We start from the raw sequence: 17263 nt of genomic DNA, 5'->3' as shown, positions 1-17263 counted from the left end.
TCTCTACTTCCTGATCGAATCCATGCCCCTTACCTTGAGCATCAGTGAAGCCACGGCCACCGGTCCACGACCGGAAAACCAGGACGCCCTGCGTAGCGTCACGCCGGCTCCCGCTCTGGCACTTAGCAAGGGGCATCTGTTTGCCCTGGCCGATGGAGTAAGCCACTGCGTCGACGGCGGACTGGCTGCTCGCTCAACTGTACAGGCGTTGGCGATGGATTATTACTCAACGCCCGAAACCTGGCCTATTGCACAGTCACTGGATCGTCTGCTCCTGGCACAGAACCGCTGGCTACAAGCCGGGGCCCAAGGCAAGCCGTTACTGACGACGCTGACGGCCCTTGTGCTCAGAGGACATCGTTATACCCTTGCCCATGTAGGCGATTGTCGAGCCTATCACCTTAGAGGCCAGACACTCTCCTGTCTGACAGAAGACCACGTCTGGCAACAGCCCGGCATGCAGCATGTTCTGACACGTGCTATGGGGCTAGAAGCTCATCTGATCGTGGACTTTCATGAAGGTGATCTGCAAGTCAGTGATTGCTTCCTGCTGATCAGTGATGGGGTCTGGGCCTGCCTGGGTGATGCAGCTATACGACGTATATTGTTGGATGAAGCCAACCCCATGTTAGCGGCCCATGCCTTGATCCACGCAGCCCACCTGGCGGGCAGTCAGGACAATGCCAGTGCATTACTGGTACGTGTTGACGCCCTGCCTGACAAACCCTTGGCGGATGCCCTCGCCGAGGTAGCGGGCTGGCCTGTTCCACCACGACTCAAAGAGGGCCAGATGTTCGAGGGCTGGCAGGTCGAACAGCGCCTGGCGATCTCTCAGCAGTCCTGGCTGTATCGCGTGCGTGACAGCGCCGGGCGGCCCTGGCTGCTCAAGACTCTCGCCCCAGGTCAGCAAGGTGATACCCAGGCCATGCAGGCGCTCCTGATGGAGGAGTGGTTTCTGCGCCGGGTCGCCGGAAGGGCTTTTGTCGAACTGCATCCACTGTCTCAACGTCAGCACCTGTATTACGTACAGCGTGAATACCCGGGCCGCACGCTGGCTGTCCAATTCAAACAGGCCGGTCCATTTCCGCTTGGCGAGTGGCTGGATACCGCAACCCGCCTTCTGCGCGCTCTGAGTCAACTGCATCGGCGCAATATTCTGCACCGGGATATCAAACCCGAGAATCTGCACCGGGGCGATGATGGCGAACTCAGGCTACTGGACTTTGGCCTTGCCTATTGCCTTGGCCTTTCCCATGAATGCGAGGGCACGGTACCGGGTACGCCCAGCTATCTGGCGCCCGAAGCGTTCGAAGGTGCCGCACCTGGGCCGCAGCAGGACCTCTTTGCGGCAGGTGTTACGCTCTATTACCTGCTGACAGGCCATTATCCGTACGGGGAGATAGAAGCCTTCCAGCGACCACGCTTTCAACAGCCGGAACGTGTGCTGCGCTATCGGCACGACGTACCGCTCTGGCTGAATGACTGGTTACTACGCGGTGTAGCGGTCGATCCAGCCGAGCGTTTCGAGACGGCAGAGGAAGCCTTATTACTTTTGGAGCAAGGCGAGCGGCAACCTGCATTACCGCCCAAGGCATTGCTGGAGCGCGAACCACTGAAATTCTGGCGTACAGTGGCCTGCGTTTCGTTACTGATCAACCTCGCCGTTGTGCTGCTCTGGTTGTATCGCCATTGATCGATCTGACGAGCCAGCCCGCCAAGGCCAACTCGCCTGTTTCAGTTGAGCTTGTTCGCGGGCGGTTGCGTTGATGGGCTCGTACTGGCCACGGTTGCCCCTGAAAGCTGACGGCAGCTGGCGAACAAATCCAGCCCCGGGTTATAGACCTGGGTATGGACACGCAGGAGACCCAACATGGAATGGAACAGGTTGTCCTGGCTGAGCGAGTCATTCCGGTGGACCGCTACACACTGGCTATTCACACCCATCGACTGCTGATACGGCTGAGAAAACCACGCTACGCTGGCGATATGCTTCTGCTGATCCGGCGCTACGGCGTACGGCATGCCATGAAGAAATACATTGTATTCACCCAATGACTCACCATGATCGGACAGGTAGAACATGGCGGTACTCACCTCGTCCTGGTTGTTACGCAGGGTATTGATCAGGCTCGCCAGGACATGATCGGTGTAGCGAATGGTGTTGTCATATCCATTTACGATACTTTCCCGTGAGCACTGGCTCAGCTCGTTGTTCTTGCATACCGGGGTGAAGTGCTCGAAGGCCGCCGGGTAGCGTTTGAAGTAGGCCGGGCCGTGGCTGCCCATCTGGTGGAGCACCAGCACGGTGTCGCGCTGCATGTGATCGATGATGCCCTGTATATCCTTGAGCAGGATTTCATCATGACACTCGCCATCGCTGCAGAATGCCGGGTCCTGAGCCTTTGTCAGGCTTTCGAAGGCTACACGGTTACAGGTTTCCTTGCAGCCGGCCTGATTGTCGCGCCAGATCACGTCATATCCAGCCCGCTTAAGCACATCGAGCAGGTTCTCCTGACTCTTGGCCACACTGTCGCTGTAATGCGCGCGGGTCAGATTGGAGAACATGCAGGGTACGGATACTGCCGTCTCGGTGCCGCAGGAATGCATGTCGGTAAAGCTGATCACGCCCTCCTCCTGGCGCAGCTCCGGCGTTGTATCGCGGCCATAGCCATCCAGGCCAAAGTTGTCGGCTCGTGCGCTTTCCCCAACGACCAGGACGGTCAATGTCTTGTGCGCGCTAGCGCTAACGGGCGCCAGGCGTACAGCATCCGTACCGATCTCGCGCAGCGGACCCTTGGGTTTGGCCGTCGCGTCATGGACATAGCTGATCAAGGCACCCACAGAGTTGCTGGGCGTCAGCTGCATATGGATCTCGTGGTGATTACGGAACAGGGAAGACAGGCTTTGATAGTTGAGCATGGCTACGCCGACCATAACCACGGCGGTTACACCGCTGGCAATGGATTTGCTCAACAGCTCGCGCGGCCACCGGCGATACTGAACCGGTGTCCTCCAGAGCAGCCAGACCGGCAGCACGCCGAGCAGGAGCAGATAGGCAGCCAGCTTGAATGACAGCAAATCCCCCACTTCGGCCGTGTCGGTCTCCAGCATGTTACGGAGCATCTCCGTATCGATCAGGACACCATACTGGTTCATGAAGTAGGCAACCCCTGCGGCACTCAGAAAGAGCACACTTAGCAGCGGCTTGAAGATCCAGCGAAAGGCGAACAAGGTCAGGATCAGGTTGAAGGCTGCCAGGAACAGAACAGCCACTGCGCCCAAGGTGAGCACACCTTTCACGTCGAGAGGAGTTACCACGTCGAACAGGTGAGTCCACAGTGGGACGTTGTAAAAAATCAGGAAAGCCGCACTCACGATCAGCGTGAGCCACTCGGGACGAACCGGTCTCAACTTCAGCATCTCGTACAACTCTTGAAATAAGATGACAAAAGTGTGGTGAGGGGCTCGTCAACGTTTCGTGAAGAAAGCCTTGTAAAAACGTTTCACTTAATTGCTTCTCAAACTGCCCCTCAAGGGTGTAAAAGAGAGAAGGAACCGTGATTCCAGACGGCATGCTTGCTAAGCTCCAAGCATAACCCTCAATAAGAAGATCATAGGGAGCTCCTCATGGCCCGCATCGAACTCAATCTTCCAAGCGACCAGTTTTATTTTACTACCCATCAAACGGTCCGCAGTACCGACATCAATGCCGGTGGCCACTTGAGTAACGAGTCGATGATTTCCATGATTTCAGAAGCTCGTACACGCTTCATGTTTTACTACGGTATCCGGGATGGTGCCGAGGATGGCATCGGTACCATGGTGACGGATCTTGCGACTGTTTATCTGGCTGAAGCCTTTGCGAGGGACAAGCTGCAATTTGACATTGGGGTCATGGACTTCAATAAATACGGGGGCGATATCATCTTCCGCATTACTCGGCCGGATACCGACACCACCATTGCGCTCGCCAAGTGCGGTTTTGTCTTTTACAACTATCGCGAAAAGCACATCGAGCCTATGCCCAAACCTTTCCACCGTATTTTCCCCAAGGTCAACTGGGTCAGTGATCGGCCAGCGTCCAGTACGCAGAACGTCACGCCTATCAAGGAAAGTTCGCACGGATAGTGTGCAATGCGCTTCAAAGTGGTGCACAAAAGCTCAGAATAATCAGGATCTCCTGACAAAAAATAGAGCGCGGTCAGGCAGTTACATTCTTGGCACGTCCCCTGCTTAGTTTCTAGGCAGACATCAAGCGCAGCCTTCAACGGCGAACGGCAGCGCTCCCCCGACAGGCCTATGCAGGCCGATAAAGGGACCGGACAAAGGCGTCCTCGCACTCATGTGCGGGACGCCTTTTTTGTTGCCTCGATTTCAAGCACGCCCGGTGGGCAGCTTGCGGAGACGCCTGATGAAAAAGCTCAAGCTGGTATTGATCGGCAATGGCATGGCTGGGGTACGCACCCTGGAAGAATTGTTCAAACTCGCCCCTGACCTGTATGACGTAACGGTCTTTGGCGCAGAACCACACCCGAACTACAACCGCATCCTGCTATCCCCCGTTCTGGCTGGCGAGCAGACCTTTGAAGAGATCGTCCTGAACGACCTCAACTGGTACGCCGAGCACGCTATCGAGCTGCATCTCAATCGCAGGGTTACGGAAATCGATCGCCAGAGCCGCCGCGTCATAGCCGAAGACGGCACCGTGGCAGAGTATGATCGCCTCGTCATTGCCACCGGCTCCAACCCCTTCATTCTGCCCATTCCGGGCAAGGATCTGGAGGGTGTGATTGGTTATCGTGACATTGCCGATACCCAAGCCATGATCGATACGGCAGCCACGCATCGCCACGCAGTGGTTATCGGCGGCGGCCTCCTGGGTCTGGAAGCGGCCAACGGTCTCAAGCTACGCGGTATGGATGTCACCGTCGTTCATATCGGTGACTGGTTGATGGAGCGCCAGCTGGACAAGACGGCTGGCAACCTTTTGCAGACCGCCCTGGAAAGCCGTGGCCTCAACTTTCTGCTGCCCAAGCAGACCGCCGAGCTGCTCGATGACGGCAACGGTCGTGTCTGCGCCGTTCGTTTCGCCGATGGTGATCAAATACCTGCTGATCTGGTCGTGATGGCTGCCGGCATTCGTCCCAACTATACGCTGGCCGAATCAGCCGGATTGACCTGTAACCGCGGCCTGACCGTCGACGATACGATGCGCACCTCCGATCCAGACATCTTTGCCGTAGGAGAATGCGCAGCGCACCGAGGCATTGCCTATGGCCTGGTAGCCCCCTTGTTCGAACAGGCCAAGGTGTGTGCCAATCATCTGGCCCTTCAGGGCACCGCCGAATATCACGGCTCGGTGACGTCTACCAAACTCAAGGTCACGGGCATCGACCTGTTTTCTGCCGGGGACTTCATAGGCGGTGAAGGCTGTGAGGAGATCACCCTCTCCGATCCTATCGGCGGTATCTACAAGAAACTGGTGATAAGAGACGACATTCTCGTCGGCGCGTGCCTGTACGGCGATACGGCAGATGGCGGCTGGTACTTCCGCCAGATTCGTGAGAATCACAACGTCAGCGAAATCCGTGACCTGCTCATGTTTGGCGAGCATGCCATAGGCGATGCGGGCCATCAGGGGCAGGACAAGGCCATGCTGATGAGCGACGAAATGGAGATCTGCGGATGCAACGGCGTCTGCAAGGGCACTATCGTCAAGGCCATTACTGAAAACAACCTGCTCTCCGTGGATGAGGTGAAAAAGCACACCAAGGCGGCTAGCTCCTGCGGCTCCTGCACCGGTCTGGTGGAACAGATCTTGATCAATACGGTGGGCGGTGCGGCCGATGTAAAGCCCAAGAGCGAAAAACCGGTATGTAACTGCACTGACCATACCCATGGCTTCGTTCGTCAGGCCATCCGTGAGCAGCACCTGACGACCATTCCCGAAACCATGACGGCCCTGGGCTGGAAAACGCCTAATGGCTGCGCCACCTGCCGTCCGGCACTCAATTACTACCTGATCTCCACGTGGCCCAGCGAAGCCAAGGATGATCCGCAGTCCCGCTTCATCAACGAACGCGCACACGCCAACATTCAGAAAGACGGCACCTATTCGGTTATTCCCCGTATGTGGGGCGGCGTAACCAGCGCAGCGGAGCTGCGTCGTATTGCGGACGTGGCCGACAAATACAAGGTGCCCATGGTGAAAGTCACCGGAGGCCAGCGCATCGACCTGCTGGGTATCAAGAAGCAGGATTTGCCCGGGGTCTGGAAGGATCTGGACATGCCGTGCGGCCATGCCTATGGCAAATCCATCCGCACCGTGAAGACTTGCGTGGGCAGCGAGTTCTGCCGCTTTGGCACCCAGAACTCGACCCAGATGGGAATTGATCTGGAACATGCCCTGTTCGGCATGTGGTCACCGCACAAGGTCAAGCTGGCCGTCTCCGGGTGCCCGCGCAACTGCGCCGAATCCGGTATCAAGGACGTGGGCATCATTGGTGTGGACTCCGGCTGGGAGCTGTATATCGGTGGTAATGGCGGCATCAAGACCGAAGCTGGCGAATTCTTTACCAAGGTGAAAACGGCTGAAGAGGTCATGGAGTACAGCCTGGCCTTTATCGAGCTGTACCGCCAGGAGGCCTTCTACCTCGAACGGACCGTGCACTACATGCAGCGCGTGGGCCTTGAGCACATCAAGACTGCCATTCTGGACGATGCCGAGCGGCGCAAAGGCCTCTATCAGCAGCTGATGTTCGCCCTGTCGCTGGAACAGGACCCCTGGAAGGCGCGCATCGAACAGACGGCGCTCAAGAAGGAATTCGAACGGATTCCGGTGGCGGCGCTATAGACGTCTCTTGATCGATGGGTATCGCTTCGCTCACCACTCTCCTACGGAGCTGCCCATCGCGTATCCCTTTTACGCGACTTGAACAGGATTACCTCATGAACTGGCTGAACATCTGCGCATTGACCGATATCCCTCAACTGGGCGCCCGGGTCATCGAAGGTCCCAAAGGCGACATTGCTCTCTTCCGCACGTCTTCTGACGATGTCTTTGCTCTGGATGATCGTTGCCCGCACAAGCACGGCCCGCTGTCTCAGGGCATCGTCTTTGGCAAGACCGTAGCCTGTCCATTGCACAACTGGCAGATCGCTCTCGACTCCGGTGAAGCCCTGGCCCCGGATGTAGGGTGCGCCCACCGGTATCCGGTCAGAGTAGAAGACGGACGCGTCTATCTCGCTCTGGAGAAGACGCGCCGCAGCGCTCACATCATTGCCAGCACGACTGCCGCCTAATCGTTTGACCTGGCTCGCCGCCGGGCCCGCGTGAACAGAATGGAGCACCCCATGACCATCCATCCTCACGAGCCGCGTGATGGCGCTGCTACTCAGATCACTGCTTCAACCTGCTGTTATTGCGGCGTAGGGTGTGGCGTGCTGATCGAACATGACGGTACTCGCATCCTGAATGTGACGGGCGATCCGGCTCATCCAGCCAATTACGGGAGGCTCTGTAGCAAAGGCGCTACGCTGCACCTGACCGGCGATCTGGATGCACGTGCGCTCTACCCCGAACTACGCCTGGGCAAGACGCTGGCACGCAGCCGGACCGATTGGGACAGCGCGCTTGACCACGCTGCCACCGTCTTTGCCGACACCCTCCGTGAGCATGGCCCGGACAGCGTGGCCTTCTATATCTCCGGCCAGCTGCTGACCGAGGACTACTATGCCTTCAACAAGCTGGCCCGTGCCCTGATCGGTACCAACAACATCGACAGCAACTCCCGGCTATGCATGTCGTCCGCGGTGGTCGGTTACAAGCGCAGCCTGGGAGCCGATGCGCCACCCTGCTCTTATGAGGATATCGAACACGCACAGACCCTGCTGATTGCAGGCAGCAACATGGCCTATGCCCATCCGGTCCTGTTTAGACGCCTGGAAGAAGCAAAGGCCCAGCGACCCGACATGAAAATCATTGTGGTCGATCCGCGCCGTACCGACACCTGTGAGTTGGCCGACCTGCACCTGGCCATTCAGCCGGGCACCGATGTTGCGCTCTTCCACGGCATCCTGCACATGCTGCTCTGGGAGGGTTGGACCGACCGTCGCTATATCGATGCCCATACCGAGGGATTTGATGCCCTGAAAGCGTTGGTGCGAGACTATAACCCCAGCATGGTGGCAGAGCTGTGCGGCATTACCGTAGAGGCATTGACGACCTGCGCCCGATGGATTGGCGAATCGCCCGCGTTTCTGTCGCTCTGGTGCATGGGGCTGAATCAGTCCACTGCAGGCGTGGCCAAGAACTCAGCCTTGATCAACCTGCACCTGGCAACAGGCCAGATCGGCAAACCCGGTGCCGGTCCCTTCTCTCTGACCGGCCAGCCCAACGCCATGGGAGGACGTGAGACCGGCAGCCTGTCGAACCTGCTCCCTGGCCATCGTGAGGTAGCCGATCCTGTTCACCGTAGCGAGGTCGGGGCTTACTGGGGTATCGACGCGCTGCCTGAAACGCCCGGCCTTTCGGCTATCGAACTGTTCGATGCGGTGCACAGCGGCAAAATCAAGGCACTCTGGATTGCCTGTACCAATCCGGCTCAGTCCGTACCAGATCAGGCCAAAATTCATGAAGCCCTGGCCCGCTGCCCATTCGTAGTGGTTCAGGAAGCCTTTTTCACGACCGAAACCTGTCGCTATGCCGACCTGCTGCTTCCCGCGGCCTGTTGGGGCGAGAAGGAAGGAACAGTAACCAACTCCGAGCGACGCATCAGCCATGTGCGCCGCGCCATCTCCGCACCGGGTGAAGCACGTCCGGACTGGGCCATCACGCTTGACTTTGCCCGCCGGCTGGAAAGCCGCCTGTACCCTGAGCAAAGCAGCCGATTCGCCTTCCCGACACCTGAAGCGCTCTTTGAGGAATACAAGCACCTGACGGCAGGACGTGACCTGGACCTTTCCGGTATCAGCTATTCGCTGATCGATGCCCATGGGCCCCAACAATGGCCGTTTCCCACCGGCGCCAGCCAGGGCACGCCCCGCCTGTATGAAAACGGTGTGTTTCCCACAACGTCGGGGCGGGCACGCTTTGTTGCCGACGAGTACGCCGCGCCGAAAGAGAAGCGTGATGCCCGCTATTCGCTGACCCTCAATACTGGCCGCCTACGCGACCAGTGGCATGGCATGAGCCGTACCGGCACGGCGGCGCGGTTATTCAGCCATGTGGAGGAGCCACTTCTCTCCCTGCACCCGGACGACATGCGCCGCCGTCGGCTGATGAGCGGCCAGCTGACCCGTGTCAAAAGCCGTCGCGGCAGTCTTCTGGTCCGTGTCGAGTCGGACGAGAACATCAGACCGGGTCAAGCGTTCCTGCCCATGCACTGGGGGGATCGCTTTCTCAAAGGGTTCGGTATCAATGCCCTCACCCTCTCGGAATTCGATCCGCTCTCCAAGCAACCGGAGCTCAAACATGCCGGCATTGAAGTGGAAAAAGTAGAACTCCCCTGGGAGCTGTACGCACTGGTAGAAGGCCATGTACAAATGCGCTTCGAAACCCTGCGTCCACTGTTTGAAACCTTTAGCCATGCCAGTCTTACCCTGACTGGCCGTGACCGTCCGGCCCTGCTTATTCGCGCTGCACATGGGGAGTCACCGGACAAGGCCCTGCTTGCACAAATCTATAACAGTCTTAACCTGCTGGACGGACCGGTCATGGCCTATGACGATGCGCGCCGCCAGGTGGGTAAGCGGGTTCGTATCGAGGCGGGCCGTATTACCGCGCTCTGCCTGACAGGTGAAACAGCAGCACGGCGCTGGCTCAAGAGCCTGTGGGAAGAAGGTCGAGCGGATCAGGACCTGCGCCGTTGGTTGTTGGCGCCCCTCAGCACGCCCCCTGGCAGCCAGACCGGGGTTAGTTGCAAAACGCTTTGCAATTGCATGAATGTCAGCGAAGCCGCCATTCGCGGCGGTATCGCTGAAGGACTTGACTTGAACGGGCTGAAGGAGTCGCTGGGCTGTGGTACGCAGTGCGGCTCCTGTGTTCCGGAGATCAAGCGCTTACTGGCACGGACACCTGTCCATACCTGAAACGTCGGCAGTAAGGCGCACCGTTTAGGTGCGCTAGTACCTAAACCTGTGCAAGAACACGGTAATGGACACTCATGATCATGATGAAAAGTGCTCTACACACCCACTTTCAATACTTGGCATAATCACTGCAATGATTTGTCTGACATAGGATGCGGCGCTCAACGGCGAGTGCGGCATTTTCTGAAGAGGCCTTCAAGGCCCGAACAGAACCGGACAAAGGCGTCCCTGCTGGTTACAGCGGGTGCGCCTTTTTTGTTTGTCCTGATTGAGTAGAACACGAGGGTATGTTCATGAATGCAAAAGTCTGGCTGATCGGTGCAGGCCCAGGTGATCCAGAACTCTTGACCCTCAAGGCCGTTCGCGCATTAGGCGAGGCACAAGTAGTCCTGATTGACGACCTGGTCAATCCTGCCGTGCTGGAGCATTGCCCGCATGCACACATCATCAAGGTAGGCAAACGGGGCGGCTGCCGCTCAACGCCTCAAGCGTTCATTCATCGCCTCATGCTGCGTTATGCACGCCAGGGTAAGGTCGTGGCGCGCCTCAAAGGCGGCGATCCGTGCATTTTTGGCCGAGGCGGTGAAGAAGCCGAATGGCTGGCGAACCATGGCATTCAAAGCGAAATCGTCAACGGCATCACTGCCGGTCTTGCAGGCGCGACGAACTGCGGCATTTCACTGACTCACCGCGGCATTGCCCGTGGCGTTACGCTGGTCACAGCCCATACTCAGGATGACAGCTCGTTGAATTGGGACGCCTTGGCCCGAAGTGGCACGACCCTTGTCATCTATATGGGCGTTTCGCGACTGAACGATGTTCAGCAGGGGCTCCTGGCAGGCCAGATGGCTAGCTCTACTCCGGTCGCCATGATCGAAAACGCCTCCCTGCCGGAACAGCGGGAATGCCGAAGCACACTGGGCACCCTGTTAGCCGACGCGGCCCTCTTTCAGCTCAAGAGCCCAGCCATTCTTGTAATTGGCGAGGTAGCGTCTGCTGCCGAGGCGCTTCGTCTGCCGCTTGAGCCTGTTCAGAAGACGCTTACAGGGTGACCAGAAAGCACCCGCTCGTCACTGAGCGGGCGAGCCTTTAACTTTAAGTCACTTTATACATTCAAAGACTATATTCGTAGCATAATGCTACTATCAACTTTGCCAGCCTGCCGTCGATAACACGACAAGGACTTCACCTCAGTCCCAGGCCCTGCCCCTTGTTCGATCTTGCTACCGAGCTACTCATGTCTCTGAAGACCTTTTTCTACTCACTGCATAAAAGGCATTTCAGAGACGTTGTCGGCATCATTGCCTTGGGTGTCTTACTGCTTGTCATGATGATCGAATGTGATTTCTTCGAGCATCTTGTAGATTTCAGCGCCAGACACGAACACTGGCAAGTCGACGAATGCATAACGGCATTTATCATCATTGGGTGGTGCGGCTTCTTCTTCGGATTCCGTCGCATCGCGGATATGCGCAAGGAAATCGAAGCACGTAAGCAAGCGCAGGAGGAGGCCTATCACCTGGCCAATCATGACAACCTCACGCACCTGCCGAATCGCCGCGCATTGAATGAGCATTTTGCACAAGCGATACGCGGCACACGAGAGCCCTTCTTCCTAGCCATTTTTGACTTGGATGGATTCAAGGCCATCAACGATATATACGGCCATATTACGGGCGACCGGTTGCTCGAAGAGATTTCGCAGCGTGTGGCCATGGCCCTACCTAAAGGGGACTTTATCTGCCGCCTGGGTGGTGACGAATTTGCTGTTCTGCTGCATTCCGCCAAGAGCGAGACCGCAGCCCACGCCATTCTGAAAGGACTGGCGGGTCTGGTTGCAACCCCGATGGTCCATGGTTCGACTGCACTGATGACGGCGGCCACATTTGGCGTTTCCCATTACCCCAATGATGGGCAGGACATCAGTACGTTGCTTCGTCGCGCCGATGTTGCGCTCTACCAGGGCAAACGCAACGGCAAGAACATTATTCGCTTCTTCGACATGGCCCAGGATCATATGCTGGAACAGCAATCCATGATTGCTCAGGCATTGCGCGAGTCCATCGAACACGGCTACGTCCGGCCTGAGTATCAGCCAATCGTTGCCTTGGATGGAATGACCATTGCCGGTTTCGAAGCCCTGGCTCGTCTTGACCATCCAATTCATGGCTCCATTGTTCCCGACAAATTCATTCCAGCGGCCGAGGAAAGCGGCCTGATGACCGAGTTGACGGATTATCTCCTGCGAAAAGCCTGTATCGATGCCAAATACTGGCCGACAGGCATTTATCTGTCCTTCAACCTGAGCGCGATCGACCTGCGCGATCCTCTGCTGCCGGACCGCATTGAACGTATTCTGCTTGAGACCGGCTTTGCGGCCTCGCAGCTGGAAATCGAAATCACCGAAACCGCCATCGTCAAGGATATCCGGCAGGCCAAACTCAACCTGGATCTGCTAAGGGAGCTGGGCGTACGGGTCGCTGTCGATGACTTTGGCACGGGCTATTCCAGCATGGCGCAGATCAGCCGCTTTACCTTTGATAAGTTGAAAATCGATCGCGAGTTCATCGACTCCATGGCCATCAATGACAAGGATGACAAGATTGTGCGCTGCATGCTCGGGCTGGGACATGGTCTGAACATGCCATCCATTGCGGAAGGGATCGAACACGACTATCAGGTCCAATGGCTACGCGAGGCAGGATGTGAATTCGGTCAGGGGTTCCTCTTCAGCCGGGCGGTGCCCAATTCCGAGGTTCCTGAGCTGCTGGAACGCCACGGTTGCTATAGGTCGGACACCTTCCGCGCAGAGCCAGTGATCTAGGCCTGCCCTTTCAGGTCACAAGGCGAGCGCAGCCCGCTCGAACTGATCCGCCTCGCTCCGCTCTTACTAGATAAGCCCATCAAGAGCGACACCATGGATCTTGTCATTGCCCGACCCGAAGGTCTCTATTGCCCTCCAGGGGATTTCTATATCGATCCCTGGCGCCCCGTCGAACGCTCCGTCATTACCCATGCCCATGGCGATCATGCGCGTGGGGGGAATCAACATTATCTGGCGTCAGCACCCAGCGAAGGCATTCTTCGCACTCGACTGGGGCAAGACATCAATCTGCAAACGCTGCACTACGGCGAAGTCATCGATCACCATAGCGTCAAGATCAGCCTTCATCCGGCCGGGCATGTTCTGGGCTCAGCCCAGGTCCGCTTGGAATACCAGGGTGAGGTCTGGGTAGCGTCGGGGGATTACAAGGTAGAACCGGACGGCACCTGTGACGCCTTCGAACCCGTGCGCTGCCACACCTTCATTACCGAATCCACATTTGGCCTGCCTATTTATACCTGGCAGCCGCAGGCAGAGATTTTTGCGCAGATTAATGCCTGGTGGCGGCAGAATGCAGCGGAAGACCGCGCCAGCGTGCTGTATTGCTACGCCTTCGGCAAGGCACAGCGCATCCTGCACGGAATCGATGCGAGTATCGGCCCTATTCTGACTCACGGCGCGGTGGAACCGCTCAACCGGGTCTACCGTGAAGGCGGTGTGTACATCCCGGACACCCACTATGCAGGGGACTTCAAGAAGAACGACCCTCTTCTGCGCAAGGCCCTGATCATTGCGCCGCCCTCGGCTGGCGGAAGCACCTGGATTCGCCGATTCGGCGAGCATAGCGATGCCTTCGCCAGCGGCTGGATGATGCTGCGTGGAACGCGGCGGCGTCGTGGCGTGGACCGTGGCTTTGTGCTCTCCGACCACGCCGACTGGCCTGGCCTGCTCTGGGCCATTGAGCAGACAGGGGCTGAACGGGTCATGGTGACCCATGGCTCTGTGGGAGTGTTGGTGCGCTACCTTCGTGAACAGGGACTAGATGCCCAAGGCTTTACCACGGAATACGGTGATGAAGACGACGAGCCCAACAACGAGAAGTCCGCCTAAGTAAAAAAGAATATACGCGCGTGCCTTTTGCTTGCGCCAATCAATGCTTCAGCGCAATGTCATCAGGCAAGCGACTGTACCGAATCAAGGCGACCCGTTCGTCATGTGGAACCCGCTTTATCAATGCATTCACCGAGTCGGCCAGCTTTTTGAGCACGGAAGGATTGGTCTGGCCAAAATGGTGGATCTGCTCAAATGCAAGCCCTACCGCCAGCTCGAATGTCAGAGGGCGTTCGATCAACCGAATCTTTCCGTCGTCACCGCAATGTGTCCAGCAAGGCTTACGCTGCCCCAGGAACACCAGCGTTTCACAAAGCCGGTCAATGGCTCGAAATGCTGTAGTAGGATCATTGATGGAAGGCGATAACGCCTTGATCGCGATATCTGCCATTTCTATCAGCCAGTACTCAATATCCTGCTCGGGCGTACGATCCGATCCAAGAATGAACCTCTTTCTCAGCTCCGCCATGACGGCAGCATCAACCGCCTCGGCAGGCCAGATAGAGGCAATTGGATCACCGGGCAGGATAAAGCTTCCGGTGCGGTGTTCCACACGAACCACCAGACTCTGCTTGTGCGCCAGCCTGAGCAACCCCTTGCGGTCGATAGCCTGCAGATACCCTCCCCGCTGCGTACACAAAGGATACCCATTCTTATCCAGCGCCTCGCTCACATACGCATCGGGTTCGGCCCGGAGCTCATCGAGAGGCGCGAAGGCCTGCTCAATCTGTTTGTTGGCGCGGTGAGTCACCTGCTGCAGGATGACGGCAATCTGCATGGAGCGGGAGGCGTGATCGATGAAGTAGATAATCAAACCAACGCTGACCAACGCTAGCACTATGCCCAGCGCGATAGCGATCTGCGGAACAAAGGGTGCGGATGAGGGCGAGGCCGAGCGGATCATGCTCATGACAATCAAGGTATACGTGAAGGTCCCAATCAGTACCCCCAAAACCACCTGATTGACTCGGTCAGAGGTGAAATTTCTGAGTTGACGTGGCGAGAACTGACTGCTGGACAGCTGAAGTGCAACGATCATGATGGAAAAGACCGTGCCCGTGACCGTTACCACACTGGTTCCAATTGCCGACAGCACTGAGCGAGCGCCCTCCCCTGTACTGCCCGCCAACCATACCAGCCGATCACCTGCATTGATGATACCCAGGCGCTCTAAGGACACGAGCGCCACGGCCAATCCGGTCGCCAGGAGCGCTATCACCATTGGGATAAACCAGAGACTGTCCCGGCAGGCGATCCAGATGAAGCGGATATGTTGGCCCATCTACTGCAACCTCATTGTCAGACAATCACTTAGAAGGCTGCAGTGGTCCTCCTGTTCCACGTCGCCTGATAAACCGGACAGGGGAACAGGAACACACCACATTACGAACTCCTTTCCCCATAACAGGCTCATAACAACAGCGAAGCGATATCGGATTAACAGAGGCTCGCGAGCGGCCCGTTACTGATTGCTTCTGAACGCTGTGTAGAAAGCGAGACCACGATGAAAGCCTTCGCCGACCTCTATGCCCGCCTGGATGCAACGACCTCAAGCAATGCCAAGCTTCAGGCCATGCAGGATTACTTCAACCAGGCCGAGCCTGCCGATGCAGCCTGGGCCGTTTACTTCCTGGCCGGCGGACGCCCGCGGCGAACGGTGCCCACGCGCCAGCTTCGAGAGCTGACGATTGCTGCCTCGAACCTTCCGGAATGGCTGTTCGAGGAGAGCTATCAGGCGGTAGGCGATCTAGCAGAAACGATGTCGCTGCTTATTCCTACCGCCGAGCATCTTTCGGATGAGGGTCTGGCGGTCTGGATGGAGGAGCGGCTTCTGCCCTTACGTGGCCTTGCGCCGGAAGAACTGGCTGAGCGCCTGCCGCAGCTGTGGTCGCAACTGGACCGGCCCAGTCTCATGGTCAGCCTCAAGCTTATTACCGGCGAGTTTCGAGTTGGCGTATCCAAGCTGCTGGTGACGCGCGCGCTCGCAACCATGGCAGGCCTGGATGCCAAGCGCGTAGCCCAGCGTCTGGTGGGCTATACGGACCTGTCCCATCGTCCGACTGCCGAAGCTTACCTTGCGCTGATTGCTCCCGAGTCGGACGATGAACATGCCCAGCGTGGCGGGCAGCCCTATCCGTTTTTCCTGGCGCACGCCCTCCAGCTACCCGTCGATCAATTCGATGCCCAGCTGGGGCCTGTCGAGAACTGGCAGGTGGAATGGAAATGGGACGGCATCCGCTCGCAGTTGGTCAAACGCGACGGGCGCCTGTGGATCTGGTCTCGGGGCGAGGATCTGGTCACCGATCGTTTTCCCGAATTGCACGCGCTCGCCACCTGCCTGCCAGACGGCACTGTCATTGACGGTGAAATCGTCGTCTGGAAAGACGAGGAAAGCCCCGACCTGCTGATGAGCAGCAAAGAGGTCACCCACCAGCAGGCCGAACACGCGCCCGGCGAGCCTATTCCGTTTGGCGTCAAACCCTTTGCGCTGTTGCAGCAGCGCATCGGTCGTAAAACCCTGAGCAAGAAGCTGCTCGACGATGTGCCTGTAGTCATCCTGGCCTATGATCTGCTGGAATGGCAAGGCCATGACTGGCGCAGTCGCCCGCAGCATGAGCGTCGGGCGCAACTTGAAGCGGTCACCGCACAGTGCAACAGTCCCCTTTTACGCCCCTCCCCCCTTCTTGCCGGTAAAAGCTGGCAGGACCTTGCCCACCAGCGGGAGGCCTCCCGCACGCTCGGGGTGGAAGGCATGATGCTCAAGGCCCGGGACTCACTTTATGGGGTGGGACGCACCAAAGACATGGGCGTCTGGTGGAAATGGAAGGTCGACCCGTTCTCGGTGGATGCGGTACTGATTTATGCCCAGCGCGGCCATGGCAGACGCGCCAGCCTATACACCGACTACACCTTTGCCGTCTGGGATGGCCCGCCGGGCACCGAGCGTACCCTGGTACCTTTCGCCAAGGCTTATTCGGGTCTGACCGATGAAGAAATGCGCAAGGTAGATGCCATTGTGCGCAAGACTACTGTCGAGAAATTCGGCCCTGTACGCAGCGTCCAGCCAACGCTGGTGTTCGAACTGGGCTTTGAAGGCATAGCCCTGTCCACGCGGCACAAGAGCGGCGTTGCCGTGCGCTTCCCGCGCATGCTGCGCTGGCGTCACGACAAGCCTGTTGAGGAAGCAGATACGCTGGACATCCTGCAAGGCCTGCTGGTTTAACCAGACAGGCCTCCGTT

11 protein-coding genes are annotated in these 17263 nt (G+C 57.8%); 9 read left to right on the top strand and 2 right to left on the bottom strand.

The genetic code is table 11. The annotated features are described in order from the left end of the window. Positions 1 to 22: 22 nt before the first annotated feature. Positions 23 to 1693, top strand: coding sequence for a bifunctional protein-serine/threonine kinase/phosphatase (locus EAW52_RS08875; protein ID WP_122042151.1), 1671 nt, complete (start codon positions 23 to 25; stop codon positions 1691 to 1693). Between the two features lie 41 nt (positions 1694 to 1734). Here the strand turns inward: EAW52_RS08875 and EAW52_RS08870 are convergent, their stop codons facing one another. Further along, positions 1735 to 3420, bottom strand: coding sequence for a phosphoethanolamine transferase (locus EAW52_RS08870; RefSeq protein WP_122042150.1), 1686 nt, complete (start codon positions 3418 to 3420; stop codon positions 1735 to 1737). Positions 3421 to 3627: 207 nt separating this feature from the next. Here EAW52_RS08870 and EAW52_RS08865 point away from each other — a divergent pair, with 207 nt between their 5' ends. From EAW52_RS08865 to EAW52_RS08835, 7 genes are all read left to right on the top strand, one after another. Then, positions 3628 to 4128 carry a thioesterase family protein gene (locus EAW52_RS08865; RefSeq protein WP_074823733.1) on the top strand — a complete coding sequence of 167 codons (501 nt, stop codon included), beginning with the start codon at positions 3628 to 3630 and terminating at the stop codon, positions 4126 to 4128. Between the two features lie 283 nt (positions 4129 to 4411). After that, positions 4412 to 6853 (top strand): nitrite reductase large subunit NirB, encoded by a 2442-nt coding sequence (gene nirB, locus EAW52_RS08860; protein ID WP_122042149.1) that lies wholly within the window; start codon positions 4412 to 4414, stop codon positions 6851 to 6853. Positions 6854 to 6948: 95 nt separating this feature from the next. Then, positions 6949 to 7302, top strand: a complete 354-nt coding sequence (gene nirD, locus EAW52_RS08855) for a nitrite reductase small subunit NirD (RefSeq protein WP_010794994.1) — start codon at positions 6949 to 6951, stop codon at positions 7300 to 7302. Positions 7303 to 7353: 51 nt separating this feature from the next. Further along, positions 7354 to 10089, top strand: coding sequence for a nitrate reductase (locus EAW52_RS08850; RefSeq protein ID WP_122042148.1), 2736 nt, complete (start codon positions 7354 to 7356; stop codon positions 10087 to 10089). A gap of 293 nt (positions 10090 to 10382) precedes the next feature. Next, the gene (cobA, locus tag EAW52_RS08845; RefSeq protein ID WP_122044755.1) at positions 10383 to 11141 is read left to right on the top strand and encodes a uroporphyrinogen-III C-methyltransferase; all 759 of its coding nucleotides are present in this window, start codon (positions 10383 to 10385) and stop codon (positions 11139 to 11141) included. A 185-nt stretch (positions 11142 to 11326) separates the two neighbouring features. Continuing rightward, positions 11327 to 12913 (top strand): bifunctional diguanylate cyclase/phosphodiesterase, encoded by a 1587-nt coding sequence (locus tag EAW52_RS08840; protein ID WP_162997612.1) that lies wholly within the window; start codon positions 11327 to 11329, stop codon positions 12911 to 12913. Between the two features lie 93 nt (positions 12914 to 13006). Next, positions 13007 to 14023, top strand: coding sequence for a ligase-associated DNA damage response exonuclease (locus tag EAW52_RS08835; RefSeq protein WP_122042146.1), 1017 nt, complete (start codon positions 13007 to 13009; stop codon positions 14021 to 14023). A gap of 40 nt (positions 14024 to 14063) precedes the next feature. Here EAW52_RS08835 and EAW52_RS08830 read toward each other — a convergent pair whose 3' ends face one another. Further along, positions 14064 to 15305 carry a DUF2254 domain-containing protein gene (locus EAW52_RS08830; RefSeq protein ID WP_122042145.1) on the bottom strand — a complete coding sequence of 414 codons (1242 nt, stop codon included), beginning with the start codon at positions 15303 to 15305 and terminating at the stop codon, positions 14064 to 14066. Between the two features lie 222 nt (positions 15306 to 15527). On the opposite strand from EAW52_RS08830, the gene EAW52_RS08825 reads away from it, so the two are divergent. Continuing rightward, positions 15528 to 17246, top strand: a complete 1719-nt coding sequence (locus EAW52_RS08825) for an ATP-dependent DNA ligase (protein ID WP_122042144.1) — start codon at positions 15528 to 15530, stop codon at positions 17244 to 17246. Positions 17247 to 17263: the final 17 nt, after the last annotated feature.

Source organism: Pseudomonas sp. LTJR-52 (genome assembly GCF_003691465.1).
In the GTDB taxonomy this organism is placed as follows: Bacteria; Pseudomonadota; Gammaproteobacteria; order Pseudomonadales; family Pseudomonadaceae; genus Chryseomonas; species Chryseomonas luteola.
Note: the sequence above shows the minus strand (reverse complement) of the source record. Positions and strands in the feature narration are given on the sequence as shown.

What these genes read in the sequence shown, in the direction of transcription:
- EAW52_RS08875 (WP_122042151.1), top strand. Translation starts at nt 23, where the DNA reads ATGCCCCTTACCTTGAGCATCAGTGAAGCCACGGCCACCGGTCCACGA.
- EAW52_RS08870 (WP_122042150.1), bottom strand. Translation starts at nt 3,420, where the DNA reads ATGCTGAAGTTGAGACCGGTTCGTCCCGAGTGGCTCACGCTGATCGTG.
- EAW52_RS08865 (WP_074823733.1), top strand. Translation starts at nt 3,628, where the DNA reads ATGGCCCGCATCGAACTCAATCTTCCAAGCGACCAGTTTTATTTTACT.
- nirB (WP_122042149.1), top strand. Translation starts at nt 4,412, where the DNA reads ATGAAAAAGCTCAAGCTGGTATTGATCGGCAATGGCATGGCTGGGGTA.
- nirD (WP_010794994.1), top strand. Translation starts at nt 6,949, where the DNA reads ATGAACTGGCTGAACATCTGCGCATTGACCGATATCCCTCAACTGGGC.
- EAW52_RS08850 (WP_122042148.1), top strand. Translation starts at nt 7,354, where the DNA reads ATGACCATCCATCCTCACGAGCCGCGTGATGGCGCTGCTACTCAGATC.
- cobA (WP_122044755.1), top strand. Translation starts at nt 10,383, where the DNA reads ATGAATGCAAAAGTCTGGCTGATCGGTGCAGGCCCAGGTGATCCAGAA.
- EAW52_RS08840 (WP_162997612.1), top strand. Translation starts at nt 11,327, where the DNA reads ATGTCTCTGAAGACCTTTTTCTACTCACTGCATAAAAGGCATTTCAGA.
- EAW52_RS08835 (WP_122042146.1), top strand. Translation starts at nt 13,007, where the DNA reads ATGGATCTTGTCATTGCCCGACCCGAAGGTCTCTATTGCCCTCCAGGG.
- EAW52_RS08830 (WP_122042145.1), bottom strand. Translation starts at nt 15,305, where the DNA reads ATGGGCCAACATATCCGCTTCATCTGGATCGCCTGCCGGGACAGTCTC.
- EAW52_RS08825 (WP_122042144.1), top strand. Translation starts at nt 15,528, where the DNA reads ATGAAAGCCTTCGCCGACCTCTATGCCCGCCTGGATGCAACGACCTCA.